Below are 25,534 nucleotides of genomic sequence, written 5' to 3' on the forward strand. Positions count from 1 at the left end.
TGGTGTCAAGGTCATGTGTAGCCTGATGCGGAGTTTTCCATCAAGATTCGCACGCTCAACAACAGCGCGTTAGCCGTTGTGAAACCGAGCACCGTCAGTCACACGGTGTGCACTAGCGGCAATGCCAAACCCTCGGCCACTACTGCAACATAGTTCGGATTGTGCAGCCATCGGTAGAGACTGAGTCGTACCAACGGGGCATTCGGTAACACGATCGCCCGAATCTTTCACCACCGACCCAGCGTCGTGATACCCTCACCAGGGCAACACCTGGCTTAGCCCTACGACGACGCAGCATAGGTCAGCCGAGCCACCCGACGAACGTTCGGTGTAGGGTCCACGATTCGCCGACACAACCGAGCGGTAGGTTAGTGGCCAGGACGACTATGACCGGACAGTACGAGCGTCTAAACTTCCTGTCGCCGTTGGTAAAGTCCGATCGCGCGTTCCGTTTGGCTACGGTCAGCTCGCCCAGCCGGTCAACATCTACCGCCAGGATCAGCAAGTAATATCAAGTGATATATAGCGTTACCAGCAGAGCAGGACCAGTTCGGCGGAGAAGCCCGGGCCCAGGGTTATCGGTCGGCCTGATCGACCCGGTGTTGGTGGATCGTCCACGGCGCTGTTGAGCATGTCAAGTACCGATACCTATGACAGGTTTCCGTTGTCAGGCAATGAGTTCCTGGTGCGGTCGAGGGCATCTTCCGGCATGTCCAAGACGTCTGCGACGGCGTTAATCATCTTTGTGCCAGCGGCGTCCAACAGCCACATTGAGACGTCCGCTGTGGTCAGCCCATAGTTGGCAAGGAAACTACGGACGTCGTTGCCCAGGTATTTTTCGACGATGGTTGAGATCTCGACGGATAGGACGATCTGACACCTGTTACTGCCGATATCTCAGCCAACACGTCTTCGGTGTCCGGGTAGTTCCGGCTGTGGGTAGCCAACAGCTTTGGTCCGATCTGTACCTGGTCGGTTCCGGTAGTGATGACGACGCCAGTTCCGTCATCAAAAGGCTGGCGGCGAAGATATTGGCCATAGAATGGCCGTTGCGCTGAACGGTCAGTGAACCCAGTTCGACCGTTAGCCAGGCGGCCTCACTGGTCGGGGAAGCCGTGCAGGTAGTCATGCATGGACGTGCGCCAGTATGGCTGTGTTGGCGACACAGACCAAACCGAACAGCGGCACATGTTTTACATCCTGGCGTAGTCCTACCTGCGTGGCTAGCTGCTCTTCCAACGACGGAACAGTAAGTTCGGTAACTGTTGTCGAAAAGACGATATCGACCTACGACGGCCGAATCTTGGTTTGGTTAAGCGCCGCGAGCAGCGCCTACTCTGCTAGATGGCAGGCGATTCTGAGAAAGACATCGTTTGCCTCGGTGAGGCTGCTTAGCTGACTGTACTGCGACAGCGGCAGCATGGTGTTTAGGAACTGGCTCCGCTGCTGAGAGCAAAGCGGTGAAATTCCGGACCGGCGAACTCGGTCGGTGCACTGATGGCTTCGTCCTGTGTGTACCGGTTGGGTGGGAATTGCACGGCAACACCCGCAATGGACGTATCTGCGATGGCTGTCGGTGTTTTCAAAGTTAGATGCATCGAATCCCCAGTAGTCTGATTTATACAGGCAGTCACGTTGGCATGGTTGGAAGGGTTCAAAACGGTAGGCGTGTTGTATATCGTCCACCGCAACGCACTGAGCCGACACGTTCCCACGATTGGCTCTATTCGACTGTACTGTGGATCTTTCGATTAGGTTGGGTGCTGTGCGGATTCTGCTGACCGATGCCACCGGCAATGTGAGTTTACGCTTGGTCACGATGCTGCTTACAGGCCGTCGCTAGGGGCCGGCAGTCACCCGAAAACCGGTTTTTCTCAAATCTTTTCTGCTGGTACAATCTCGTCATCCTGGTCATTTCTGACGAGTTTGATCATGCTTTGACGCGGGCACCGTCTTCTATTGCAGAAGACACCACGGGCCATCTATCTAGGTGGATTCGTGTCCAATAATGACGTGTTGTCCGGTCTTGATCGTTTAGCTGAACGTGTTGCGCATCCGGGAATTAGCATTGGGGTTGGGTGCAAATTCTTTTCGGCCCGATCGCCGGTGCGATGAGTACTGGGCGAATTGAGCTTCTATTGGCTGACATTGATACTCACGGTTGTGTGGATCACCGGTGCGGTTCGTTTTGGGTTCGCTTCATCTCGGTGGCATTTTCTTGCTGGGCGGACTGGTCGGACGGCGGACTCCGGGTGTTTCGTGCTTGATCGTCCGCGTGCTGCAGTTCGTCGACCACGGATCGTTTTTGCTGATCGTGCTGATCACCGTGATTAACGCTATAGCCGAGGAGATGTTTTTCCGCGGCGTACTCTACACCCCGTTGGGCCGCCACCGGCCGGTGCCGCTTTCGACTATCCTGTACCCAGGTGTGATCATGTCCGGCCGTAACCTGATGCTCACCGGCGCGGCGATCGTTTTCGAGACTGTATGTGCGTTATGTGCGTTGGAGCGCTGAGCGACTGGTGGGGTGCTGGCAGCGATCCTGGCCCACGTCGTGTGTGTCTGATCAGGGTTTCTCAGGTTTTCCCGTTATTCGCTATCTAATTCTTTAGCAGCAGGAAGACCGGGTGCAGAGCCGTCAACGGTGGCTGCGAAGATGCCAACGACCGGATTGTTCGTTTCGGCATGGGTCGTCGGCGTTCGGGTGGACGAAAGGTCGGTCGATCATGGCGGCTACGTTGAACGGGCCTCTGAGTGGGCTGCGTGTTGTTGAGCTGGCCGGCATCGGGCCGGGTCCACACGCTGCGATGATCTTGGGGGACCTCGGTGCTGATGTGGTACGCGTCGATCGACCAACCAAGAGCGGTGGCGGTGTCGTTAAGGACGCAATGCTGCGCAACCGGCGCGTGGTGACCGCCGACCTCAAATCCGACGCGGGACGCGAGCTGGTGCTCACACTCGTCGCCAGAGCCGACGCGTTGATCGAGGGTTATCGCCCCGGCGTCACCGAAAGACTTGGCCTAGGCCCTGAGCACTGTGCCGAGGTTAACGACCGACTGGTCTACGCCCGGATGACTGGCTGGGGACAAACCGGCCCCCGCAGTCAGCAGGCCGGTCATGACATAAATTACATTTCTTTGAACGGTGTCCTGCACGCCATCGGCCGGGTCAATGAGCGACCGGTTCCCACACTGAATTTGGTGGGTGACTTTGGAGGCGGCTCGATGTTTTTGTTGGTCGGTATTCTGGCGGCACTGTGGGAGCGGCAGACTTCCGGCAAAGGTCAGGTCGTTGACGCCGCGATGGTCGACGGCTCCAGCGTGCTAGGGCAAATGATGTGGGCGATGCGCGCGTCGGGCATGTGGTCCGACACTGGTGGCACCAACATGCTCGACGGTGGCGCGCCCTACTACGATGCTTATGAGTGCGCTGATGGCGGCTATGTCGCCGTCGGCGCCATCGGTCGCAGTTTTACGCGGCCATGTTAACCGGGCTGGGTCTAGATGTCGCTGAGCTGCCGCCGCAAAACGACCTCGCCCGCTGGCCCGAACTGCGGGCACGTTTGACTGCGGCGTTCGCTAGTCACGACCGCGATCATTGGGCCAGGGTGTTCGCTGGTTCTGACGCCTGTGTGACTCCGGTGCTGGCGTTTGACGAGGTGCACACTGAAGCGCATATCACCGAGCGGTGCACCTTCTATGAGGTGGACGGCGGTCTGCAGCCGATGCCCGCACCACGGTTTTCCCGCACCACGCCGGACCGACCCCGTTCTCCGGCTGCATCGGTGGCCGACATCGAAGCGGTACTCAATAGTTGGGACGATTAGGGAGGGTTCTCATGGAGATAGGGACGCGAGCCTAGCAGTCGCCAGCAGTGCATAGTACCTGAGCCTGGCAGCTACCAGGCGGCTGTTGGATTCCGGAGTTCAGGTCCTCCGTGCTGGACATCAAAGGTGACGAGGTAGTTCGCGAACTCGGTGGTAGTGTGCATTTCGCGCTGGTCGACGTCACCCACGTCTCCGTCGTGTCCAGAGCGCTGGACACGACGGAGACGTGGGTCCGCTGTGCATCGTGATCAATTGCGTTGGCACCGGCGACGCTGTCCAGGTGCTGAGCCGCGACGGTGTGTTCCCATGAAATCCCTTGCGCAAGAGTCATCGACATCAACCTTGCCGGCACCTTCAACGTGCTGAGGTTAGGCGCCGATCGGATTGCCGAGACCGAACTCATCGGCTCAGATGGGGAGGAACGAGGGCGTTATTAATAATTATTAATAACGATTAATAATTATTAATAACGCCCTCGTTGGCGGCGTTCGACGGCCAGATTGGCCAAGTTTCCTACTCTGCATCCAAAGGGGGTGTGATGGCCAGGACTCTGCCGATCGCACAGGATCGGGCTAGCTACCGCATCCGGATGGTCACGATAGCACCCGACCCTGTTTAACAGCCGCTGCTAGCTTTCTTGTCGGAGGAGGCCAAGGTGTCGTTAGGTAAGAGGTGCTGTATTCGCATTCGCCACGACTAGGCAACTTGGAGCAACTTGGATGCGTATGGGCATTCGCCGTGCACATCGGCGAAAACCGAATGTTCAACGGACAGGTCTATCCGTCTGGGCGCCGTCATCGGCATAGCACCACGTTGAGCCATCCCGGGCTTCAGACCAGACAAAGAAGTCAGCCCCTAGCACTGTGAAGGGCTGACTTCGGATACAGGAACTAAAAGGACTTACCGGCGAAACCATCGGATGGTAGCGGGTTTGGCCATGAGTAGCCATGCGAGCATGTTCATAAGCTTCGGTCAGCTTGCAGTAGGCAGCGGAGGCCAGTCTGCGAACTGTTCTGAGGTATCGCCTTCCACCAGCATGTCGCCGTGGTAGAGGGCCTCAAAGTCAACCTTGATGCCGTCCGCACCGGAGTCGTTAATCCACATGGCCCTTAGCCTATGAGTTGCCATTAAGGAATCTTTGAGTCACGATTCGGAAAATGTTGGCAATTCTTACCCGCGGGTAGGTTAATGCGGGCGTTGGGCGCTTAGTCTGTCCGCTGGCAGCGCCTGTGCCGAGATCGGCGGCGTGGTGAATCATCCCAGCATCCGGATCCGTGCCTGGGACAGGTGTTGTTAGGGTGTCTGTAACTTACCATTGAGTAAGTTATCCTGGGTAGGTGTCGGGTCTAGCGTGACCGGCATCGGCTGTGGAAAGTCCCGGACATGCTGCTAGAGGGCCACTCGACTGGTCATTGCAGCACCGCGATGAATCATGGCAGTTGGATTTGGTCTTCATTGCTGCGGTGGTCTTCGGTATCCTCGTCGGGTAAGAGCCAGTCTCCTGGCGGTTTCCAAGATCCGAACGCGGAGTCGGTGCGCACAATCCAGGTGTTGACCGAGCAAGTTTGGGCAGAGCGGTCAGCATATGGCTTACCGTGGTAACTACACCCGCAGATGCTGTCGGTGAACAAGCTCGTACGGGTGGGCACTGACCTAGTCGACTATTTGCAACGGTCGTCATTGATGTACTAGAGCCGTATCGGCGTGAACTTGGCCTCGCGCCGAGGCTCTCGAAGAGGCAAAAAAACTAATGTGGTCAACATCGACGGCGAGTTGGGGTTCACCGTGGTCAACCTCAAAAGCGGCGAAAACCACGCACAGGACGACGTCCGAACTCTCCGTACGACGAACTCGTCCACGTACCGTGACGCCGTCATAGTTTTATAGTGCCGGTGGCCCGACTATGCAGTAACGCGAAGGTAAACAAACAGAACCAGGACGACGTGCTAGTTATGGAGATGATCGCCGATTCCGCTGAGCTTCCTGGTGTTGGTCTGGATATTCGGTGGGCTCCTGGCAGCGGCTTTGCTGATCCCCTCGATGGACTAGCTGTCGTCGGTTCAATGTCGGTGTTGTGCTTCAGTTACATTGACAACCGAAGTGTCGATCTTCGCGCTCAACCTGAGCACAGCAATGGACACGGTGTTGGCCATTGGCCTCTACACGCTGCTGATCGTCAGCCACTATCGCGACGCGTTGGCCTAAGGCAGTGACTGCGATGAGGCATTGATCTGGATCATGGTCACTTCCGGTCGCACCGTGCTGTTCTCCGCGGTTACCGTGGCGTTGTCGATGTCGGCGACGGTGGTAGTATGGATCTACTTCCTGAAGTCGTTCACCTACGCTGGTGTGCCCTTCGTAACGATCTTGCCTATCGGCTGCTGGTGCTGCTCGGTTGTACGTTAACTGGTGTGAAGTGAGGTTTTCCCGATTACCAGGTGTTGCTGCGTTTGGTGTCGTTGAGTCAAATCGGTGACCGATTGCGCACCGGTTTCGAGCACGCTACTGTGACGGCGGTGCCCGTAGTCGTACTCGATGTCCGAGGTCTGAACCTCGGTGGATCTTGACACTTACTCCGCCTTGTCCCGGATTCCGGACATGTCGGTGGTGGAGCACCTCGGGCGGGACAGCTGCTATATTTAGAGCCGGTGGCCAGCGCTTGGGGCTTGTTGCAACAATTTGTCGCTGTGGTGTTCTGGCCGAGGTTGCTGGGTCACTGTCACGTTCATCGTGACACAGAGCGCTCGATTGTTAACGCCGGATTCGAGGTGGAGATTTCGCGGCGGGAGTGGACGTTGTCGGTCTGGGAGCCGCATCGGTGTCGGCTACTTGCTCGATTACCGGGCTCGCTGGGTGGTGACTACTGGCGGTTGTGTTGAGGTTAATGTTAGCGCGGACTCGTTGTGGGGGTGGAGTAAAGGGTGGTGGGTCAGTGTATTGGCGGGTCGGTGCGTCAGGTCGCAAAGGTCGGTATCGATGCCGTGGTGATGCGGGTATGAGAGTCGTTTCGAGGTCTTGGTCTCACGCTGGGGTTGTACAGCGATTCTGTGGTAGGGCGTTGTCTTGTGGTTGATCATGGCCGCAGTGATCACATCAGTGCTGTGGTCCTTGGATAGGTGTAGCAGCTGCACGAATCCGCTACTTGTGTTCGGCCAGGGCGCCGATTTGGGGGTCTAATTTTTGCCGATGATTACATCATCCGCCCAATGCTATGAGGTTAGAGCACCACACGGTCGTGTAGTTTTCGCGGGACGTGCACTGGTGGTGGCCATACCTAGAGAATAATGGTGGTGCCCGGTTTTAGCGTGCTGTGCCCTCAGCGTGCGGAACATCCACCCAGTGCGCACATGTTGGTTGAGCTTGGACTCGATGTTGAAGTGTTTTATAGGACACCTGCATCTTTCGGGCCGGTCGGGATAGGTTTTGGGCCAACACCCCCACAATTTGTTCGGGACTGTACTTCTTGGCCAGCACACATGTCTATCTCCGTACGCAGCTGCCCACAACGCTCACCTTGCCGGCCTTTAAAGCCACTGGGCCCACTGCTCACTGCATAGCTAAGCAATACAAGCTCAGTAACCCGATTGAGCGTCTTAGCCAGCATAGTTGGTGTCGAATCAGTGCAACCCCCAAAGCAACCCGCAAACACGCGGGCCCCACCCTTGCTGGTGATCTCACGCACGATCCCCACCCCCACCCAACCCAAACGAACGGTTAACGATCGATCACATCAACTCACAACACTGCAACACACCGCCACCCTTTACTCCACCCCCACAACAGAACATGCACACAAAGTACAATTCAACAATCTTGCAGATCCGTCGTGGCCCTCGTGGGCCAACCACTCTAAACTGCGATGCTTTCAGTTTGCGGCTGGTGGGCTCGACATAGCGTTGGGTAAACTCATTGAATCCGGTCTGTTCCACCTAACTGCCAGCCGTAATCGACGGTAAACCCCGCGACCTCGTCAAGCTGTAAGCCAAAGTGCCACAATTGCCGCCGCTGAAGGACGGTGCGGTAAAGTGTGCGGGTGCCATGCCGATTTGTCCCGTCGATGAAGTCCCTACGGACGTAGTTCAACTTTAATCGGTTGCTCGGCGTGGTCACGCGTAACCTTTTCAAGGCCCGCCGGACACTGTTTTCGGTGAGGTACTGGGTCACGTCTTCACAGATGAAAAACGCCCGTTACTCAGTGAGATAGCTGTGCCCGGCTAACGGGTGAGCAGGTCGTCATGCTAGAAGTCCAATGCGACCAACCGAACCGACAGCGGTAACGTGCCCAGCACGCGTGGACCGTCTTGGCTGTCCTGACGACGTTGACCGGCAAGTCAACCTCGAAGCCCGGGATGCGGACCTACCGCGTCAACTGGTAAGCGCGGGTGTCCGGGCCGGCACCGAGGGTGACAACCGGGTTGATATCTTTTACCTGTATGTTGGAGCTTGTCGCCAATGAAACGTTTACGGCAGGCCAGATTCAGATTGGCCCACAGCCCGGGAACCGACTCTTCCTATGAGCTGATCAGTAGGTGACGGAACACGTCCGACCGGGTAGCACCGACGAGCCATCGCAGTGGCCTCGGCACAAACAGGTCCGCGAGGTTGTCGTCAACCAGGTGGTTTATTATGTTTGACGGCTGTCAATAAATCATCGGGCTAAAAGCTTTCTGTACCAAGGAGTTTCACCCCCATCTTCCTACCCCCTACTCGCAACAAGGCCCGTATCGACCAACAAGGTGACGCCGGTGACATAGTGAGTGTTTGATCGAACATAAGCCATGCCGCTGCGTTGGCGATGTTGTTGGACTGCAGGATTTGTATGGGCAGCGTGTTACCCATATCTGACAATGAACCAAACTCGGTGGCCATGGTGGCAAGCCATTGCCTGGTGGACTCAATTGTTGATTATTGGGGTGTCGACACCGGAATGATGCACCGAGTTAACCTGAATGTTTGCTGCGCAAGCTGATTGGCGTAAATTCGCATCAACCTGACCATCCTGTGCTTGGCAGTGTTGTAACCAATAGTGCCGGCATCGGTGCTGCCTATGCCCGCCAGTCTCGCGGACAAACTGATCAACACGATCGATTCGTCGGTGTGCCCGGTTCGATCATGGTCGGTATCGCGACTTAAATATAGTTTAGAAGACGCTAGTGAGGTTGACGTTGATGACATTGCGCCAACCTTCAGCACCCGCCTGCAGGGGAGCCGATGCCGGCATTGGTGACGAGGATGTAAAGCCAGCCGAACTCATCTAGGCTTGCTTGCACTTGCGGTAGACAGCGGCGCGCGATTGCGGACGTCGCTTTGTTTGGCCACGATGCGTGTGCCGGTGTCTTTACGGGTTTGATCGTGGCCGTGAGGTCTTCAGCCGTGCCCAACGAGTAAGGTGCGTTGACGATTTGATTGCACACGGCGGCGGCAATGTTCGCCCTGTCGACTGCGATTCGAACCGTGTGCGCGGTCTTGGCCACGCGCCGCTCCGGTAATGAGTACGGTTTTCTGTTGAGCGGGCCCGTTAGTGGGCTGTCCAGGAGCCGGTCGCTAACTGGCATAGCTGTCCTTTGTTCGGATCCCCTCATGGGATCGGGCTGGCAGCATTTTGATATCTGTTGCTCTAGGCCAGGTGTTTGCGAGCCGCGGTCACTGTAACGTGGTTATCCCGGGCATGTTGCTATGTGTCTGAAGCGCGTCAGCATTGGCCCATATGTTCTAGCCTCGGCCAGTGTGGTGCAGCGCATAGAGCTGGCAGTCCGGTGCGCCGTGCACGTCTTTGACGGCATGGGTTAGGTATGGTAGCGGACGGCGTTGGTCGACCGATTCAGCTTGACCGTGAAGGTGGCGACGACAACGGTCGCTTTGTGGTCTCTTGACACTCCGCGGGCGGCGGAATGATTCGTGTCATCCGTTCGTCATTTTACCCACGCATGTTGACAATCGATTTGGATGCATGGGAAGAAACGAAGAAACAGAGTATTGCTAGTGTGGCGTGTAGTGCAGATGATATAATTGCGATTAGGCTTGTTGCCATGGCTAGTAAGACCGTCGCCCGCTCCGGCAACCGAACGAGCAGTTTAAAGGCCACCTCGCGTGGTGTATCCCAAAGCCGACGACCAGTACCGCCTCGCCCCAGGAGGAACAGGCCCGCCGAACGACGTAATCAGTCGTTGCTTCTGGCTGCCGGGTTGACCTGCGGCCAGGCCATACGCGCGACCTGGCTGGTGGCGGCCAAGGGTGCCGGTGGCGCGGCACGCTCAATCGGGCGAGCTCGCGATATCGAGCCTGGACATCGCCGCGACGGAATCGCGTTGGCTCTGCTGGGTCTTGCCGTCGTCGTCGCCGCCAGCTCATGGTTCGATGCTGCCCGGCCGATCGGTGCGTGGGTCGACGCCGTGTTGCGGACGTTCATCGGTTCGGCTGTCGTCGTGCTCCCGCTGGTCATTGCTGCCGTGGCAGTGGTGTTGATGCGAACCCAACCCAATCTCGACACGCGGCCCAGGTTGATCCTAGGCGCGACCTTGATTGCTCTGTCCTTTCTCGGCTTACGGCACCTTTGGTCGGGTTCGCCGGAAACCCCCGAGGTGCGGCGGGGTGCCGCCGGTTTCCTGGGGTTTGCCATCGGAGGACCGCTGTCGGACGGGTTGACAGCCTGGATCGCTGCGCCATTGTTGTTCATCGGAGCGTTATTCGGCCTGCTGCTGTTGACCGGAACCACGGTACGCGAGGTGCCCGAAGTGCTGCGCGGCATGTTCGATACCGGGCTTTTCCAACGTGACTATGACGATCAATACGATGCCGAGTATCGATACGACGACATTCCGGGCGCCCCGCCAGAAGATTTTTCCGGTTGCTACGACGGCTCTTTGGTCGGGGGGGGCGACGCTGAACAGAAGGTGCGGGGGTGGCCGGTGACTGACCTCGCTGAGGTTTCGTTGCAGGACGACGTTCCCACCACTCCGGAACCTGCCGTGCAGGCTGGCACCGCCGAGGTCCACCGTCTTACCCCCCGATCCGCGGAGGAACACCGGACCCAGGCGCTGGACCGAGCCATCGAGGGTTCCTATACGTTGCCGTCCATGAGTTTGCTGTTGACTGGCGATCCGCCCAAGAAATGTAGCGCCGCCAACAACCACATGGCCAGTGCGATCGGTGGGGTTCTTACCCAATTCAAGGTTGATGCGGCCGTAACCGGCTGCACCCGAGGACCGACTGTCACCCGCTACGAGGTGGAGCTAGGGCCTGGTGTCAAGGTAGAGAAGATTACCGCCCTGCAGAAGAACATCGCCTATGCGGTAGCCACTGAGAGTGTCCGCATGTTGGCCCCGATCCCGGGTAAGTCCGCCGTCGGCATCGAGGTACCTAACACCGATCGCGAAGCGGTGCGGCTGGCCGATGTGCTCACTGCACCCTCGACGCGTCGTGACCATCATTCGCTGGTAATCGGGTTGGGTAAGGACATTGAGGGGAATTTCATCTCGGCCAACTTGGCAAAAATGCCGCACCTGTTGGTCGCGGGCTCCACCGGATCGGGTAAGTCGAGCTTCGTCAACTCCATGTTGGTGTCACTGCTGACCCGGTCCACCCCGGAAGAGGTCAGGATGATCCTGATCGACCCGAAGATGGTGGAACTGACACCGTATGAAGGTATTCCGCATTTGATCACGCCGATCATTACGCAGCCGAAGAAGGCGGCGGCCGCACTGGTGTGGCTGGTCGAAGAAATGGAGCAGCGTTACCAGGACATGCAGGCGTCGAGGGTACGCCACATCGACGTGTTCAACGAGAAGGTGCGGTCCGGGGAGATCACGGCTCCGCTGGGCAGCCAGCGGGTCTACCGGCCGTACCCTTACATCCTGGCCATTGTCGACGAGCTGGCTGACCTGATGATGACTGCGCCGCGTGACGTCGAGGACGCCATCGTGCGGATCACTCAGAAGGCCCGCGCCGCGGGGATCCACTTGGTGTTGGCTACCCAGCGCCCGTCGGTCGACGTGGTCACCGGGCTCATCAAGACCAATGTGCCGTCCCGGCTGGCGTTTGCGACGTCGTCGCTCACCGACAGCCGGGTGATTCTGGATCAAGCGGGTGCGGAAAAATTGATCGGCATGGGTGACGGCCTGTTCCTTCCGATGGGTGCGAGCAAGCCGGTTCGGTTACAGGGTGCGTTCATCACTGACGAGGAGATCCACGCCGTCGTTACTGCTTGCAAAGACCAGGCCGAACCCGAATACACCGAAGGGGTCACCACCGCTAAGACCACCGGTGAACGCACTGACGTTGACCCCGACATCGGCGATGACATGGATGTGTTCCTGCAAGCCGTGGAGTTGGTGGTATCTAGCCAGTTCGGGTCTACTTCGATGCTGCAGCGCAAGCTGCGGGTGGGGTTCGCCAAGGCCGGCCGGTTGATGGATTTGATGGAGACTCGAAGCATCGTGGGGCCCAGCGAAGGATCCAAGGCCCGCGAGGTGCTCGTGAAGGCCGACGAGCTGGCAGCTACGTTGGCGCTGATTCGGGGTGGTGCTAGCGCCGACGGGTCTAACGAAGACTAGTGTACAAGATCACAGCACTAGCAGCATGCGGGAGTTGCCCAGGGTATTCGGTTTTACATAGCTCAGGTCCAAGAACTCGGCGACCCCGATATCGTATGACCGGCACATCTCTTCGAACACCTCGGCGGTTACCGGGGTGCCCTCTATCTCGGTGAACCCGTGCTGGCTGAAGAATTCGGTTTCGAAGGTCAACACGAACAACCGTTCCAATTCCAGCTTGCGAGCGACTTCGAGTAGTCGGTTCACGATTGTGCCGCCGACACCGTGGCCGGTCATGGCGGGGTCGACGGCGACGGTGCGGATTTCGCCGAGGTCGGACCACAGCACGTGCAGCGCACCGCAGCCGACTACTTTGCCCGGTATGTCGGGGTGTTCGGCCACCCAGAATTCCTGCACGGCTTCATAGAGTGTCACGAGGTTCTTTTCCAGCAGGATCTTTCCCGCGTAGGTGTCGACGAGTTGTTTGATCGCCGGGATATCGGAGGTTCGTGCGCGCCGGACCACCGGCAGATAATTCTGTGAATTTTTGGTCACGGCTAACAGTATCGACATCAGGGACGCACGAGCTGGTCAACCGTTATTCTATTTGCCGTGTCGGGGCAGCCTCCAACGGGTCCGATGGTAGATTGCGTCCGTATTGCCAACCTCGCCAATATCCTGACTGGCTTGCGGCTGATGTTGGTCCCCGTTTTTTTGGTTGCCTTGTTCGCTGGGAATGGCCACGAAATCGTCGGTCGGATAGCGGCTTTCGTGATCTTCACAGTTGCCTGCATTACCGATCGGTTAGACGGTTTGCTGGCCCGCCGCTACGGCATGGCGACTGAATTCGGTGCGTTCGTCGATCCGATCGCGGACAAGACCCTGATCGGGGCGGCGCTGATCGGACTTTCGATGCTTGGTGACCTGCCATGGTGGGTCACGGTGCTTATCATGACTCGCGAGCTTGGAGTGACTTTATTGCGGTTGGCTGTTATTCATCGCGGGGTCATTCCGGCAAGTTGGGGTGGCAAACTCAAGACTGTGGTCCAGGCAGTAGCGATCGGTCTGTTCCTGCTGCCTTTGACGCAACTGTCAGTGCCGTTCCACGTGGGTGCAGCAGTGGTGATGGCAGTTGCGGTCGTGCTTACGGTGGTCACGGGTGTCGACTACGTGGCTGGGACAATCAGGGCCGTCAGGGGAGTGCACCAGACAGCCAGCTGATCACGGGAGCCATAGCAGGCCATCTGCGTTCATCTAGTGACTGACCGGATGAGGTGGAGCGCGATGGTGTCATTTAGTGCGTGAAGTCATGGGCAACGTGTTGTGCCGGATCAGGGCCGCACGCTGCGTGAGATGTTGGATTCCGCGTGCGTGAGTCTCGGTTATCTATTCGGAGGTTGAGCCCGGCTGGAAGGCGCCTTCCAGCAAGTTGCTCAACACGATTTGCGACGCGTTGTAGGTGGCTGCTGTCAGAGTTGCTTATCGACGTCGGTGAACGAGTGGCGCATACGTAACGTGCAGCCTGGACCGTACTAGATAGCGTGCCAAGCGGCTTCATCATCGACCGGTCAGCACCAAGGTCGTCAATTCTCCCCGGTGGGGTCGTTGCAGTGGCGTAAATGCGGCCAACGTGCCGGGCCCCTCGGATAGGAGTTGCCAAAAGGGTGTGGAGATCTGCGCTTACCCGATAAATTGAGCGTTAGAGAAAGCGCAGGGTCCATCCGGCTACACAAGCAACGAAGACGGAGCTAAGTCATGGTCAATCCGTTCGTGAAAGCGTGGAAGTACATCGTGGCGCTGTTCAATGCCAAGCTCGACGAGAATGCAGACCCCAAGGTGCAGATTCAGCAGGCCATTGAGGAAGCACAGCGCACTCACCAGGAGCTGACCCAACAGGCCGCGCAGGTGATCGGCAACCAGCGGCAACTAGAGATGCGGCTCAACAGGCAGCTGGCGGACATCGAAAAGCTCCAGCTAAACCTGCGCCAGGCGCTGACGTTAGTGGACCAGGCCACTGCCACCGGGGACGTTTCTAAGGCTGCCGAGTACAATAACGGCGCCGAGGTGTTCGCGGCCCAGTTGGTGACCGCCGAACAGAGCGTCGAGGACCTCAAGACGTTGCACGACCAGGCGCTTCGTGCGGCGGCTCAAGCCAAAAAGGCTGTCGAACAGAACGCGATGGTGGCTGCAGCAAAAAATCGCGGAGCGCACCAAACTGCTGAGCCAACTCGAGCAGGCGAAGATGCAGGAGCAGGTTAGTGCTTCGCTGCGGTCGATGAGTGAGATCGCGGTGCCCGGCGATACCCCGACGCTCGACGAGGTGCGGGAAAAGATTGAACGTCGGTACGTCAACGCGCTCGGTGCGGCCGAGTTGGCACAAGGTTCCGTGCAGGGTCGCATGATCGAGATCGAACAGGCCGGTGTGCAGATGGCCGGTCATTTGCGGCTAGAGCAGATCCGCGCGTCGATGCTCAGTCAAGCTTTGTCGACGGGCGGTACGGCTGCGTTTCCCGGAGGCACACCGGCCAGTATCGCGACCAACCAAGCTAGCGACGTGCACGTTGTTGAGAAATCCCTCGGTCAGTAAGCAACGCGGGCGGTTTGAGAATGGTGCTGAGGTGGCCGTGAATGTAAGCCAACGTGGGCAGTGGCGCGCGTTGATGCGGCGTGGACTGGACACCATCACCGATTTGTCCGACTTGCTCGCCAAAAAGATTAGCGTTGTGTTGGATCCGCGTGCCCGCCTGCTTCGCCGTCGCCGCCGCGCGCTGCGGTGGGGCTTGATTTTTGGTTTCGGGTGCCTGTTTTGGGGCGTGGTGACGGCGTTACTAGCGGCCTGGGGTTGGTTCACGTTGCTGCTGCAGATCACCGGCTCCATCGCGGTTTTGCAGGCCATTCCTGCTACGTTGCTGCTGCTTCGCTACCGCTGGCTGCGGTCGGAGCCGCTGCCGACATGGCGGCCCAACGGAGTTCGTCGATTACTGCCACCCGGTTAGGCTGCCCCACCTTCGATGTCGGAGCTGGGCGTTTCCGAACTCGGGTTCTTTTCGTTGTTGGGTTTGATGGGGCAGGGCGAAATGTTCCCTGCAGCCGAAATCCGTGATTTGACCGCCGCGGCTAACCAAATCTTGGTGGCGATGGAGGTCACTGCTGCCCAGTTGGTGTCGATAGAGCGGGTGGTGTGCTATTTTGAATCATCTTGTTTTCTCTGGTCTCCAATAAAGTAATGATTACTATTGATAATTATTATTGCGTTCACTACATAGTTGAGCGCCGGTGTCCTTAAGTAAAACGAAATCGTCACTATCGTAGCGAGGTTTATTTCTTCGACGAACCGTGTCGGTGGTTTCCGGGGTAGGGTCGCGCCGGGTTCGCAGCGGTTTTCCCGTGAAGAGCTGGCCACCGCTGCTGATTCTCTGGCCGTTTGTGCGCAGGTGTTCGACGAACTCGGCGGAATGTCGCTGCGTTAGACAGGGTTAGTCCTTGGGGCCCGGGCCGTAGCGCTCGATGTATGTCTGGTGGATATGGGCGTCGCACTTGCGCTTAAGTTGGTTGACGCATTCGGGGTCCAGGTTGTTGCACGCCCAGCATGTGACGTCACCATATTTTGCTTGAGTGCATTGAGTGCATGCGGGAAGTAAACGAACGGGATGAGGATCGGCAACGTCATGCTTAAGTAAACGTTGAGTGTCGTTGGGGGCAACTAGAACGGTATGAATACCAGCACAGCCAGAATCGCGACGCGGACCATCATTTAGATGACGGCGCCCTTGCCTGGCCGAATCGTTGCCTACCCAGTCTCGCATCGAGTCGAGCAATTCCCATAACAGTTATAGTGAACATATTACAGCGCGTTGGGTTTCGTGCGGGTGTGTTTGTCTTTCATTGTTAGAACGCTGCGTTTAACGACGGGATTCTCAGCGCGACCAGGCTTCGCATGGTTGCCTTGAACAGATCGAACAAATCAAAATAATTCCGCCACAACATGATTCGCTTATTTTGCACTTCGAAGGTGCCACAGACCCAGAATTGCATCCAAAGTGGGCCGACGATCACCGCGTCGGCGCGTTCGCAGAGCACGGCTATAGCCACGGCGGCAATTCGGTGGATCTTTATCTCAAACCCGATACAGTCTGCCATCTTACGCCACAGTGTGATCGTTTTGCTACGGCCATGGATTGTTGGCAGTCCGACGTTCTGGTAAACACGAGGTTGTCGTCCAACGTCGCGTATGCGGTTTCGTAATCCTGCGTCCTGCAGGGCAGCCAAGAAAACCTCGACCGTGCGAATGTTTTCAACACCTTGGACAGATGCCTCGGTCAGCTCAGCTATGGCTACCAGCTTAGGGGAAACATGACATAACGGTGCTATGGCATGGTACACTACATGCGCGTTGCTGTGGTCGCCGGGCCAGATCCCGGGCACTCCTTTCCCGCGATCGCTCTGTGTCAGCGTTTCGCTGAAGCGGGGGACACGCCCACTTTGTTCACCGGAGTGGAGTGCGTCGATATCGCGCGGGCCGCCGGTGTCGAGACTGCCCTGCTGGACGGGCTCGTGGCCGTTGATGACGATGTCGATGCCGGGGCTAGGATCCATCGGCGTGCTGCGCAGATGGCTGTGCTTAATGTGCCAGTGCTGCGCGACTTGGCTCCTGATCTGATAGTATCTGACGTCATAACCGCGGCCGGTGGTATGGCAGCTGAGCTGCTGGGGATCCCGTGGATTGAACTCAACCCGCATCCGTTGTATCTGCCGTCCAAGGGTTTGCCGCCTATAGGCAGCGGACTGGCGTCCGGTGTCGGCATTCACGGCCGGATGCGAGATGCCACCATGCGGGCGCTTACCGCACGGTCTTGGCGTGCTGGCCTGCGAGAGCGGGCAGCGGTCCGGGTGCAGATTGGATTGCCGGCTTGCGACTCCGGGCCGCTGCGACGGCTGATCGCTACGCTGCCCGCGCTGGAGGTCTCTCGTCCAGACTGGCCGGCTGAGGCCGTGGTGGTGGGTCCGTTGCACTTTGAGCCGACTGATCGGGTGTTGCAGATCCCTTCCGGCTCCGGGCCGGTGATAGTCGTGGCACCGTCTACGGCGTTGACTGGGATTTCGGGCATGGCGCAGACCGCTTTGGACGCTCTGGTGCCCGGTGACACGTTGCCATCGGGGTCGCGCGTGGTGGTGTCTCGGCTGAACGGTCCCGATCTGACGGTGCCGTCCTGGGCGGTGGCTGGGTTGGTACACCAGACGAAGCTGTTGGCGCATGCCGACGTGGTTATTTGCGGTGGCGGTCACGGGATGGTTGCCAAAACGCTGTTGGCCGGGGTGCCGTTGGTGGTGGTTCCTGGTGGCGGGGATCAATGGGAGATGGCCAATCGAGTGGTACGGCAGGGCAGTGCGCAATTGATTCGGCCGTTGACCGCTGCGGCGCTGTTAGCTGCGGTTAATAAGGTGCTGTCGTCGCCGGATTATCGCGAGGCTGCACAACGAGCCGCCATCAGTATCGCTGGGGTTGCAGATCCGGTTCAGGTGTGCCACGAAGCGCTGGGGCTCGCCGGGTAACTGATTGGGTAAGTTGGCTGGCGTGCGGTTGACGGAATTCCACGAGCGAGTCGTACTGCGATTCGGTGCTGCATACGGTGCCTCCGTGTTGGTTGATCACGTGCTGACTGGCTTCGACGGTCGTACCGTCGCCCAGGCGATTGAAGACGGTGTCGAGCTCCGCGATGTCTGGCGGGCATTGTGCGTCGACTTCGACGTGCCCCGCGATCAGTGGTGATTTCGCGGATTGCTGGGACGGCGTGTCGAGACTTGAATCGAACAGATGTTCGGATATTGTGGTGGTTATTCAGCGATGTCGGCTTGTCGGTGGCTCTCTAGTGTCACGTCCAACCGACCGGTACCGGTTACCGACTACAGGAGAAGTAACATGGCACAAGTCCCCGACCGTGAGAAAGCTCTCGAGCTGGCGATGGCCCAGATCGAGAAAAACTATGGCAAAGGTTCGGTGATGCGTCTCGGTGACGAGATGTGTCAGCCAATCTCGGTCATTCCGACCGGCTCCATCGCACTGGACGTGGCTCTGGGTATTGGCGGTCTGCCGCGTGGCCGGATTGTGGAAATCTACGGTCCGGAGTCCTCGGGCAAAACTACTGTTGCACTACACGCTGTGGCCAATGCCCAGGCGGTCGGCGGTGTCGCAGCGTTCATCGACGCCGAGCACGCGCTGGAACCGGAGTATGCTAAGAAGCTCGGGGTTGATACCGATTCCTTGCTGGTAAGTCAACCTGATACCGGTGAACAAGCCCTCGAGATCGCCGACATGCTGATCCGTTCTGGCGCGCTCGACATTGTGGTCATCGACTCGGTTGCTGCGCTGGTGCCGCGCGCGGAACTAGAAGGTGAGATGGGGGACAGCTATGTCGGATTGCAAGCCCGGCTGATGAGTCAGGCACTGAGGAAAATGACTGGTGCGCTGAGTAATTCGGGAACCACGGCGATCTTCATCAACCAGCTACGTGAGAAGATTGGGGTGATGTTCGGGTGCATGAATTACTCGACCCGCGTGACTCTTGCGGACGGTTCCACTGAAAAGATCGGCAAGATCGTCAACAACAAAATGGATGTCAGGGTGTTGTCCTACGACCCGGTGACGGACCGGATTGTGCCACGCAAGGTAGTGAACTGGTTCAATAATGGTCCAGCTGAACAGTTCCTCCAATTTACTGTCGAAAAGTCCGGTAGTAACGGCAAGTCACAGTTTGCGGCGACGCCCAACCACCTCATTCGCACACCTGGCGGCTGGACAGAAGCCGGTAACCTTATTGCCGGTGATCGGGTGCTTGCCGTCGAACCACATATGCTGAGCGATCAGCAGTTCCAAGTTGTGTTGGGCTCACTGATGGGTGACGGGAACCTCTCGCCCAATCTGTGCGATCGTAACGGTGTCCGGTTCCGGTTGTTGGGATACGGCTGCAAGCAGGTGGAATATCTGCAGTGGAAGAAGGCGCTAATGGGCAACATTCGGCATACGGTGCGGGAGAATTCCATGGGCGCGAGTTTTATCGACTTCACCCCATTGCCAGAGCTCGTCGAGCTACAGCGCGCGGTCTACCTCGGAGACGGTAAGAAGTTCTTATCTGAAGAGTATCTCAAGGCGCTGACGCCGTTGGTTCTGGCTATTTGGTATATGGACGATGGTTCATTCACAGTGGGTTCCAAGAGGGTGCAGGAACGTACCGCCGGTGGCAGCGGGCGCATTGAGATCTGTGTAGATGCCATGACCGAAGGCACACGTGTACGTTTGCGCGACTATCTGTGCGACACACACGGCTTGGATGTGCGTTTGCGAGAAGTTGGTTCGGCCGGTAAGGCGGTGCTGGTGTTTTCCACTGCGGCCACTGCGAAGTTCCAGTCATTGATCGCTCCATATGTGGCGCCGTCCATGGAGTACAAGTTGTTGCCGCAGTTCCGTGGTCGGGGGAGCGTGACACCGCAGTTCGTCGAACCCACGCAGCAGTTGGTGCCGGCCCGCGTTCTCGATGTTCATGTCAAACTGTCTACCCGATCAATGAACCGGTTCGATATCGAGGTTGAGGGCAATCACAACTACTTCGTTGACGGAGTGATGGTACACAATTCTCCCGAAACCACGACGGGTGGAAAGGCGTTGAAATTCTATGCGTCGGTGCGCATGGACGTGCGTCGGATTGAGACACTTAAGGACGGTGTCGATGCGGTCGGCAACCGGACCCGGGTCAAAATCGTCAAAAATAAGGTGTCGCCACCTTTCAAGCAGGCCGAGTTCGACATCCTGTACGGCAAGGGCATTAGCAGGGAGGGTTCACTGATCGATATGGGTGTGGAACAAGGCTTTGTCCGCAAGTCTGGATCCTGGTTCACTTATGAGGGCGAACAGCTTGGCCAGGGCAAGGAGAATGCGCGCAATTTCTTGCTGGAGAACGCCGATGTGGCCAATGAGATCGAGAAGAAGATCAAGGAGAAGCTTGGCATTGGCGCGGTCGTGACCGATGACGACATCCTGCCCACCCCCGTCGATTTCTGATCGCGAAGAGCAGGCACGGATATTGTGCCTGCGCCTGCTCACCGCGAGATCGCGAACGCGAGCCCAGCTATTCGGCCAGCTGGCGAAACGCGGATACGCCGATCACGTCAGCGAGCGGGTATTGGATCGGCTGGCCGCTGTTGGTCTGTTGGATGACAATGACTTTGCTGAACAGTGGGTGCGGTCTCGGCGGGCGAACGTGGGAAAGAGCAAGCGTGCATTGGCTGCTGACCTGCGTGCCAAGGGGATCGACAGTGAGGTGATTACCACGGTGCTGGCTGGGATCGACCCCGCCGTCGAGCGGGAGCGAGCTGAGCAGCTGGTGCGTACCAGACTGCGGCGAGAGGTACTTAGCGAGGACGACGCACGGGTGAGTCGCCGACTGATGGCTATGCTAGCCCGCCGTGGATACAGCCAGACCACCATATGCGAGGTGGTTGTCGCCGAGCTTGCAGCCGAACGAGAGCGGCGCCGGGTCTAATTAAGCTGCGGGTTAACTCGGTGGGACCCGGTCGCCGTACTATTGCCCCGTGACTTCGGTGGTGACGCGTGACGCAGGCATGGCGGATGATGCTGCGACTGGATCGACACGCACTTATCAGGTCCGCACCTACGGCTGTCAGATGAACGTTCATGATTCTGAGCGGTTGGCGGGTCTGCTTGAGGCCGCCGGTTACCAGCGGGCGGCTGACGAAGCAGATGTTGGAGACGCCGATGTGGTGGTTTTCAACACCTGCGCTGTTCGTGAGAACGCTGATAACAGGCTCTACGGTAACCTCAGCCACCTGGCGCCACGCAAGCGGAACAATCCCGACATGCAAATTGCGGTAGGTGGCTGCCTGGCTCAGAAAGACAAACACACGGTGCTGAGCAAGGCGCCGTGGGTCGATATCGTTTTCGGCACTCACAACCTGGGATCGCTGCCTACGCTCCTTGACCGGGCTCGCCACAATAAGGTCGCTCAGGTGGAAATTGTTGAAGCGCTCCAACATTTTCCGTCATCATTGCCGAGTGCCCGCGAATCCGATTATGCTGCTTGGGTTTCTATCTCAGTTGGATGCAACAACAGCTGTACCTTCTGTATTGTTCCGTCGCTACGAGGTAAGGAGGTCGATCGCAGTCCTGCTGACATCTTGGCTGAGGTGGAAGCACTGGTTGCTGACGGCGTGCTAGAAGTAACTTTGTTGGGGCAGAACGTCAATGCTTACGGGGTCTCTTTCGCTGACCCGGCGCTTGCCCGCAATCGTGGTTCCTTCGCCGAATTGCTGCGGTCCTGCGGGAGTATCGATGGACTCGAACGCGTACGGTTCACCTCTCCGCATCCTGCCGAATTCACTTACGATGTCATCGAGGCAATGGCGCAGACGCCCAACGTGTGTCCCTCCTTGCACATGCCGCTGCAGTCCGGGTCTGACCGGGTGCTACGTGCGATGCGGCGGTCTTACCGCGTCGAGCGTTATCTTGGCATTATCGGCCAGGTTCGGGCGGCCATGCCACACGCCGCCATCACCACAGATCTCATTGTGGGATTTCCCGGTGAGACCGAAGAGGACTTTGCGGCCACGCTTGATGTGGTGCGTCAGGTCCGGTTTACGGCGGCGTTCACCTTCCAGTACTCTAAGCGCCCCGGAACCCCGGCCGCTGAACTTGGTGGGCAGCTGCCGAAGGCCGTTGTGCAGGAACGCTACGAACGGCTAGTTGAGTTGCAGGAGCAGATTTGTATGGAGGAAAATCGTGTGCTGATTGGGCGGATTGTCGAACTGCTAGTCACCACTGGCGAAGGACGCAAAGATGCCCGCACCGCGCGCAGGACTGGGCGCGCACGCGATGGCCGGTTGGTGCATTTCGCCTTGGACACGCCCTGGGAGGCGCAGGTGCGGCCCGGTGATATCATCACCGTGATGGTCACTGAAGCAGCGCCGCACCATCTGATAGCCGATGCGGGTATATTAACTCACCGCCGCACCCGTGCTGGGGATGCACACGCCGCCAGGCAGTGCCCACGCAGCATTGGGCTTGGCCAAATTCCTTTGGGTATGCCGAGTGTCGGTCAGCATTCGGCTTCGATTGGGTCTGCTGGATGTGCCCGATGAACGAAGAACCCAATATCGTGGACTTCCCGGATTCCAATCCCCTCCAGGCTGCACTTGAGGCAGAGGAACTTCGGGTAGTCCGTGAGATTGATTCTGGAGCAAAGATTTTCGTCTTAATAGCGGTCCTGGTGTTCATGCTGCTGGGATCGTTCATCTTGCCGCACACCGGTCAGGTGCGGGGCTGGGATGTGTTGTTCGACAGCCACGGCGCCGGAGCGGCTGCGGTGGCATTGCCTTTGCGGATATTCGCTTGGCTGTCGCTGGTATTCGGTGTCGGTTTCTCGATGCTGGCGTTGATGACACGGCGTTGGGTGCTAGCCTGGATTGCGCTGGCGGGTGCGGCGATGGCCAGCATAGTTGGGCTGCTAGCTGTGTGGTCGCGCCAGACCGTGGCTGTGGGTCAGCCGGGTCCTGGAGTGGGGCTCATCGTGGCGTGGATCACGTTGATCTTGTTGACGTTTCACTGGGCCCGCGTGGTGTGGTCGAGCACAATCGTGCAACTCGCTACCGAGGAGCAACGGCGCCGGGTCGTTGCGCAGCAGCAGTCAAAGACACTGCTGGATGGCTTGTACAGCGCCGGCAACCGAGACACCAGGACACGATCGGATCCTCAAGTCGGTAGCTAGGTTCTGTGTGTAAACGCGTCAGCTTCGACTTCAGTCCACTGCCGCCATTGTTCGGCCTTGGCCTCTTAGGCTTCTTGGATCCGGCCGGCCGCTAATGCCTTGCGGGCTTGCCGTTCGAACTGCTCGGCCCGGGTTTGGAATTGTTCGGCGCGGTCCTGCGCCTGGAGATCGGACCAACCCGATTCACCGGCGTTGCGCACTTTTTTCTCGATGGCGCGCAGCCTTTGCTCCAACTTAGCGGACTGTTACCGGGAGGACCCGGTCGATCGCGTTCCATTTTTTGATGATGATGATCGAGTGCAGCGCTGTTCTCGCGGCTTCGTGGTTGGCAGTGTCGAGTTTTTCTGCTTCAGCCAGCAACGTCTCTTTAGCGATGGCATTGGCCTGCAACTCGGCGTCTTTTTTCGCTGACGCGGCATTGCGAGCCGCGAATAAAGTAATCCTGGGCCGCTTTGAAGCGGCGCCACAGGGCATCGTCGATTTCCCGGGTTGTTTTTCCAACAGTCTTCCATTCGGCGAGCAGCTTTCGGAATTCCGAACTTGTGGTGGCCCATTCGGTGGAGTTGGACAGCTTTTCGGCCCGTTAGCAGAGCCGTTCCTTGGATTGCTTGATGCCAGTACGCTCCCAGTCGAACTCGGAGAAATGTGATCCCCGTCGCCGCTTGAAGGTTTCTCGGGCCGCCGAATAGCGCTTCCACAACGCGTCGTTGACCTTTCGGTCCAGGCCGCTGATTGTCTTCCATTCTTCGAGGATCGTGCGTAGCCGGTTGCCGGCGACTTTCCAGTGGGTTGAGTATGGCGGCCAGATCTTCGGCCTCGTCAGCCAGTGCCTCCTTGCGCGCGGTCTGCGTGGCACGACGCTCGTCGCGTCGAGAGTGATCTGCGACGACGATAACGTCGACGCGTGCCAGCAGGTTCGCCAATCGGGTCGCGAGCTCGTCGACGTCACCCAATAAGCATGCCGTTGGCAACGTCTCGGCCAGCGCTGCTGCATTGGCCTTGATCTTGCGGGCATCGCTGGTCCCCGATGCTAGCCGTTCCTCCATCAGCGTGATTTCGGTGCTCACATCGTCGAATCGGCGGCCGAAATGGGCAAATGCGGCTTCGCCGGTCACCGGCTTGCCAGGAGCCGATTATGCGTTCACCAGCCGCGCTTGATCAGCCACACTGTGCCGTCGTTATCCACGCGTCCGAATCGGTGTGGGTCGTTGGGCGGGAACCTTGCCATCGGGTGGGTGGTGGGTCGCGGCATAGGCCGGGGACCGGGACGTGGCATCGGCTTGGGCGAATCGTTGGTCCGGGATGCGTCGGCCGTTATGTGTTGGTTACCTACCCTTTGCCACTCTTTGCGCGATCGTTGTCTCGCGCTTCTGCCGCGTGTAGCGGCATCTTGCACGGTCGGGGACCCTTGGTGTGGCTTGGTAGCTGTCATCCCCGACCCCCAATACCGTTCCTAACATTATTTAAGCAGCTTGGCGGACTGTACGCTGTCACCATTTTTCGGTGTTGGTCTGGCTTCCTGGGGCGGCGGCTTCGCGAAGGGTTCGAGTGGCGGATAGCTAAGGCTTTTCCATCAGCCGTAGAGTTGGTCGAGGTTGGGTCCTGCTGGATCTTCTTGGACAAGACCGATCATCAGTTCGTCCGCCGTTGATCTATACCAGCGCCGGGTTGCTGTCTTAGACTACGCAAAAGACCATGCCGCCTAGTTGTGGGGTTACTGGGGCAGTGCCAACTGGTTGGTGACCTAGGTTCTCCGAGACAGTCCACCACGATGTTCGGTGCGCAGGATCCCGTCGAAGAAGTGGCGCGATATTTTAGGTCGCCCCGAACACTGTGTAGATCGCTCTGGACGGGGCGCCGGCATGGCACGGTTCTTATCGCCATAAAACCCTGGCAGTTCTTTCGACCAGGCGCATGTCCGGGTACAGCTGTCCGGTTGATTGTGCCGTAGTTATGGATGGACACCACATGCGGTTCCTGCAATCTACCGGTTTTGCGGGGCTTTCGTGTTGCATGCGCATGCGAAATACTGGTTCGTAGCTAGAGCGCTTTCGACATCAGCTATAGCTCCACCACCTACTGTCGTACGGTGTTGATGGCCCTCGCTATGCCGTCTTGACTCAGTTGCCGCTTGAGTGTAAGAGGGCTCAGATTAGGCCCCCATTCGCGAACCACGCACGGTGGCGTTCATTGCTGCCTACTTAACCAACAGGCAAATCGCACTAATAAAGCACCCTTGCCGGCCGACCTATCTACCGCAATATTCTGGTCTAGTAACATAATGGTAATTTTACATCAATCTGGGCGCACGAAAAATTTCATACCCGAAACCGTCTCGTTAGCTATGGCAAGTGAAAACTATGCTCGGTTAACGGCAATGCGGTGATCCAAGGAGTTGACCT

The 25,534-nt window shown here is 58.1% G+C and carries 12 protein-coding genes and 11 pseudogenes; 15 read left to right on the forward strand and 8 right to left on the reverse strand.

Translation table 11 applies throughout. The features are described 5' to 3' along the window. Positions 1-11: 11 nt before the first annotated feature. Together ML_RS18750 and ML_RS18755 are read right to left on the reverse strand one after the other, a co-directional pair. A pseudogene (locus ML_RS18750) lies at positions 12-505 on the reverse strand (isoprenylcysteine carboxylmethyltransferase family protein). A gap of 23 nt (positions 506-528) precedes the next feature. After that, positions 529-1,598, reverse strand: a pseudogene (locus ML_RS18755) (type III polyketide synthase). A 578-nt stretch (positions 1,599-2,176) separates the two neighbouring features. Here ML_RS18755 and ML_RS04860 point away from each other — a divergent pair. The 3 genes and pseudogenes from ML_RS04860 to ML_RS04870 all read left to right on the forward strand — a co-directional run bounded on the left by ML_RS04860 (position 2,177) and on the right by ML_RS04870 (position 4,643). Then, on the forward strand, positions 2,177-2,515 hold the full coding sequence (locus tag ML_RS04860; protein WP_049769715.1) for a CPBP family glutamic-type intramembrane protease: 339 nt from the start codon (positions 2,177-2,179) through the stop codon (positions 2,513-2,515). Positions 2,516-2,738: 223 nt separating this feature from the next. Beyond that, positions 2,739-3,826: pseudogene (locus ML_RS04865) on the forward strand (CaiB/BaiF CoA transferase family protein). 58 nt (positions 3,827-3,884) lie between these two features. Next, positions 3,885-4,643 (forward strand): annotated as a pseudogene (locus ML_RS04870) (SDR family NAD(P)-dependent oxidoreductase). Between the two features lie 155 nt (positions 4,644-4,798). Here the strand turns inward: ML_RS04870 and ML_RS17300 are convergent. After that, a complete protein-coding gene (locus ML_RS17300; protein ID WP_111480998.1) occupies positions 4,799-4,930 on the reverse strand; it encodes a hypothetical protein in 132 nt (43 codons plus the stop codon). Between the two features lie 328 nt (positions 4,931-5,258). Between ML_RS17300 and ML_RS18760 the strand changes: the two are divergent. Both ML_RS18760 and ML_RS15505 read left to right on the forward strand, forming a co-directional pair. After that, positions 5,259-6,427: pseudogene (locus tag ML_RS18760) on the forward strand (MMPL family transporter); the annotation flags it as partial. 23 nt (positions 6,428-6,450) lie between these two features. Continuing rightward, positions 6,451-6,705, forward strand: a pseudogene (locus tag ML_RS15505) (hypothetical protein); the annotation flags it as partial. A gap of 884 nt (positions 6,706-7,589) precedes the next feature. Here ML_RS15505 and ML_RS15510 read toward each other — a convergent pair. Further along, positions 7,590-8,478: pseudogene (locus tag ML_RS15510) on the reverse strand (SAM-dependent methyltransferase). Positions 8,479-8,522: 44 nt separating this feature from the next. Further along, a pseudogene (locus ML_RS13950) lies at positions 8,523-9,316 on the reverse strand (SDR family mycofactocin-dependent oxidoreductase). Positions 9,317-9,855: 539 nt separating this feature from the next. On the opposite strand from ML_RS13950, the gene ML_RS04885 reads away from it, so the two are divergent. Next, positions 9,856-12,378 carry an FtsK/SpoIIIE family DNA translocase gene (locus tag ML_RS04885; protein WP_414085527.1) on the forward strand — a complete coding sequence of 841 codons (2,523 nt, stop codon included), beginning with the start codon at positions 9,856-9,858 and terminating at the stop codon, positions 12,376-12,378. 9 nt (positions 12,379-12,387) lie between these two features. Here the strand turns inward: ML_RS04885 and ML_RS04890 are convergent, their stop codons facing one another. Further along, positions 12,388-12,930 carry an amino-acid N-acetyltransferase gene (locus ML_RS04890; RefSeq protein ID WP_010908051.1) on the reverse strand — a complete coding sequence of 181 codons (543 nt, stop codon included), beginning with the start codon at positions 12,928-12,930 and terminating at the stop codon, positions 12,388-12,390. A 66-nt stretch (positions 12,931-12,996) separates the two neighbouring features. Between ML_RS04890 and pgsA the strand changes: the two genes are divergently transcribed. From pgsA to pspM, 3 genes and pseudogenes are all read left to right on the forward strand, one after another. Next, on the forward strand, positions 12,997-13,578 hold the full coding sequence (gene pgsA, locus ML_RS04895) for a CDP-diacylglycerol--glycerol-3-phosphate 3-phosphatidyltransferase (RefSeq protein WP_010908052.1): 582 nt from the start codon (positions 12,997-12,999) through the stop codon (positions 13,576-13,578). A 534-nt stretch (positions 13,579-14,112) separates the two neighbouring features. Then, positions 14,113-14,944, forward strand: a pseudogene (locus ML_RS04905) (PspA/IM30 family protein). Positions 14,945-14,975: 31 nt separating this feature from the next. Next, positions 14,976-15,827: pseudogene (gene pspM, locus ML_RS04910) on the forward strand (phage shock envelope stress response protein PspM). 418 nt (positions 15,828-16,245) lie between these two features. Here pspM and ML_RS04920 read toward each other — a convergent pair. Further along, on the reverse strand, positions 16,246-16,740 hold the full coding sequence (locus ML_RS04920) for a limonene-1,2-epoxide hydrolase (protein WP_010908053.1): 495 nt from the start codon (positions 16,738-16,740) through the stop codon (positions 16,246-16,248). A 3-nt stretch (positions 16,741-16,743) separates the two neighbouring features. Between ML_RS04920 and ML_RS04925 the strand changes: the two genes are divergently transcribed. The 6 genes from ML_RS04925 to ML_RS04950 all read left to right on the forward strand — a co-directional run bounded on the left by ML_RS04925 (position 16,744) and on the right by ML_RS04950 (position 23,132). After that, positions 16,744-17,910 (forward strand): glycosyltransferase, encoded by a 1,167-nt coding sequence (locus ML_RS04925; RefSeq protein WP_162618239.1) that lies wholly within the window; start codon positions 16,744-16,746, stop codon positions 17,908-17,910. A gap of 22 nt (positions 17,911-17,932) precedes the next feature. Next, the gene (locus ML_RS04930) at positions 17,933-18,127 is read left to right on the forward strand and encodes a DUF3046 domain-containing protein (protein WP_041323746.1); all 195 of its coding nucleotides are present in this window, start codon (positions 17,933-17,935) and stop codon (positions 18,125-18,127) included. 150 nt (positions 18,128-18,277) lie between these two features. Continuing rightward, on the forward strand, positions 18,278-20,413 hold the full coding sequence (gene recA, locus ML_RS04935; RefSeq protein ID WP_010908056.1) for an intein-containing recombinase RecA: 2,136 nt from the start codon (positions 18,278-18,280) through the stop codon (positions 20,411-20,413). Beyond that, positions 20,379-20,894, forward strand: a complete 516-nt coding sequence (gene recX, locus ML_RS04940; RefSeq protein WP_010908057.1) for a recombination regulator RecX — start codon at positions 20,379-20,381, stop codon at positions 20,892-20,894. Before recA ends, recX begins: the two co-directional genes overlap by 35 nt. A 79-nt stretch (positions 20,895-20,973) precedes the next feature. Beyond that, a complete protein-coding gene (miaB, locus tag ML_RS04945; RefSeq protein WP_231846784.1) occupies positions 20,974-22,506 on the forward strand; it encodes a tRNA (N6-isopentenyl adenosine(37)-C2)-methylthiotransferase MiaB in 1,533 nt (510 codons plus the stop codon). After that, the gene (locus ML_RS04950) at positions 22,503-23,132 is read left to right on the forward strand and encodes an Rv2732c family membrane protein (RefSeq protein WP_010908059.1); all 630 of its coding nucleotides are present in this window, start codon (positions 22,503-22,505) and stop codon (positions 23,130-23,132) included. Before miaB ends, ML_RS04950 begins: the two co-directional genes overlap by 4 nt. Here the strand turns inward: ML_RS04950 and ML_RS04955 are convergent. After that, positions 23,129-24,450, reverse strand: a pseudogene (locus ML_RS04955) (DUF349 domain-containing protein). The gene ML_RS04950 and the pseudogene ML_RS04955 overlap by 4 nt on opposite strands. Positions 24,451-25,534: the final 1,084 nt, after the last annotated feature.

This window comes from Mycobacterium leprae TN, from assembly GCF_000195855.1.
Lineage (GTDB): Bacteria > Actinomycetota > Actinomycetes > Mycobacteriales > Mycobacteriaceae > Mycobacterium > Mycobacterium leprae.

Coding starts and splice junctions, on each gene's coding strand:
- ML_RS04885 (WP_414085527.1), top strand. CDS start 9,856: ATGGCTAGTAAGACCGTCGCCCGCTCCGGCAACCGAACGAGCAGTTTA.
- miaB (WP_231846784.1), top strand. CDS start 20,974: ATGGCGGATGATGCTGCGACTGGATCGACACGCACTTATCAGGTCCGC.
- recA (WP_010908056.1), top strand. CDS start 18,278: ATGGCACAAGTCCCCGACCGTGAGAAAGCTCTCGAGCTGGCGATGGCC.
- recX (WP_010908057.1), top strand. CDS start 20,379: ATGACGACATCCTGCCCACCCCCGTCGATTTCTGATCGCGAAGAGCAG.
- ML_RS04925 (WP_162618239.1), top strand. CDS start 16,744: ATGCGCGTTGCTGTGGTCGCCGGGCCAGATCCCGGGCACTCCTTTCCC.
- pgsA (WP_010908052.1), top strand. CDS start 12,997: ATGGTAGATTGCGTCCGTATTGCCAACCTCGCCAATATCCTGACTGGC.
- ML_RS04890 (WP_010908051.1), bottom strand. CDS start 12,930: ATGTCGATACTGTTAGCCGTGACCAAAAATTCACAGAATTATCTGCCG.
- ML_RS04950 (WP_010908059.1), top strand. CDS start 22,503: ATGAACGAAGAACCCAATATCGTGGACTTCCCGGATTCCAATCCCCTC.
- ML_RS17300 (WP_111480998.1), bottom strand. CDS start 4,930: ATGTGGATTAACGACTCCGGTGCGGACGGCATCAAGGTTGACTTTGAG.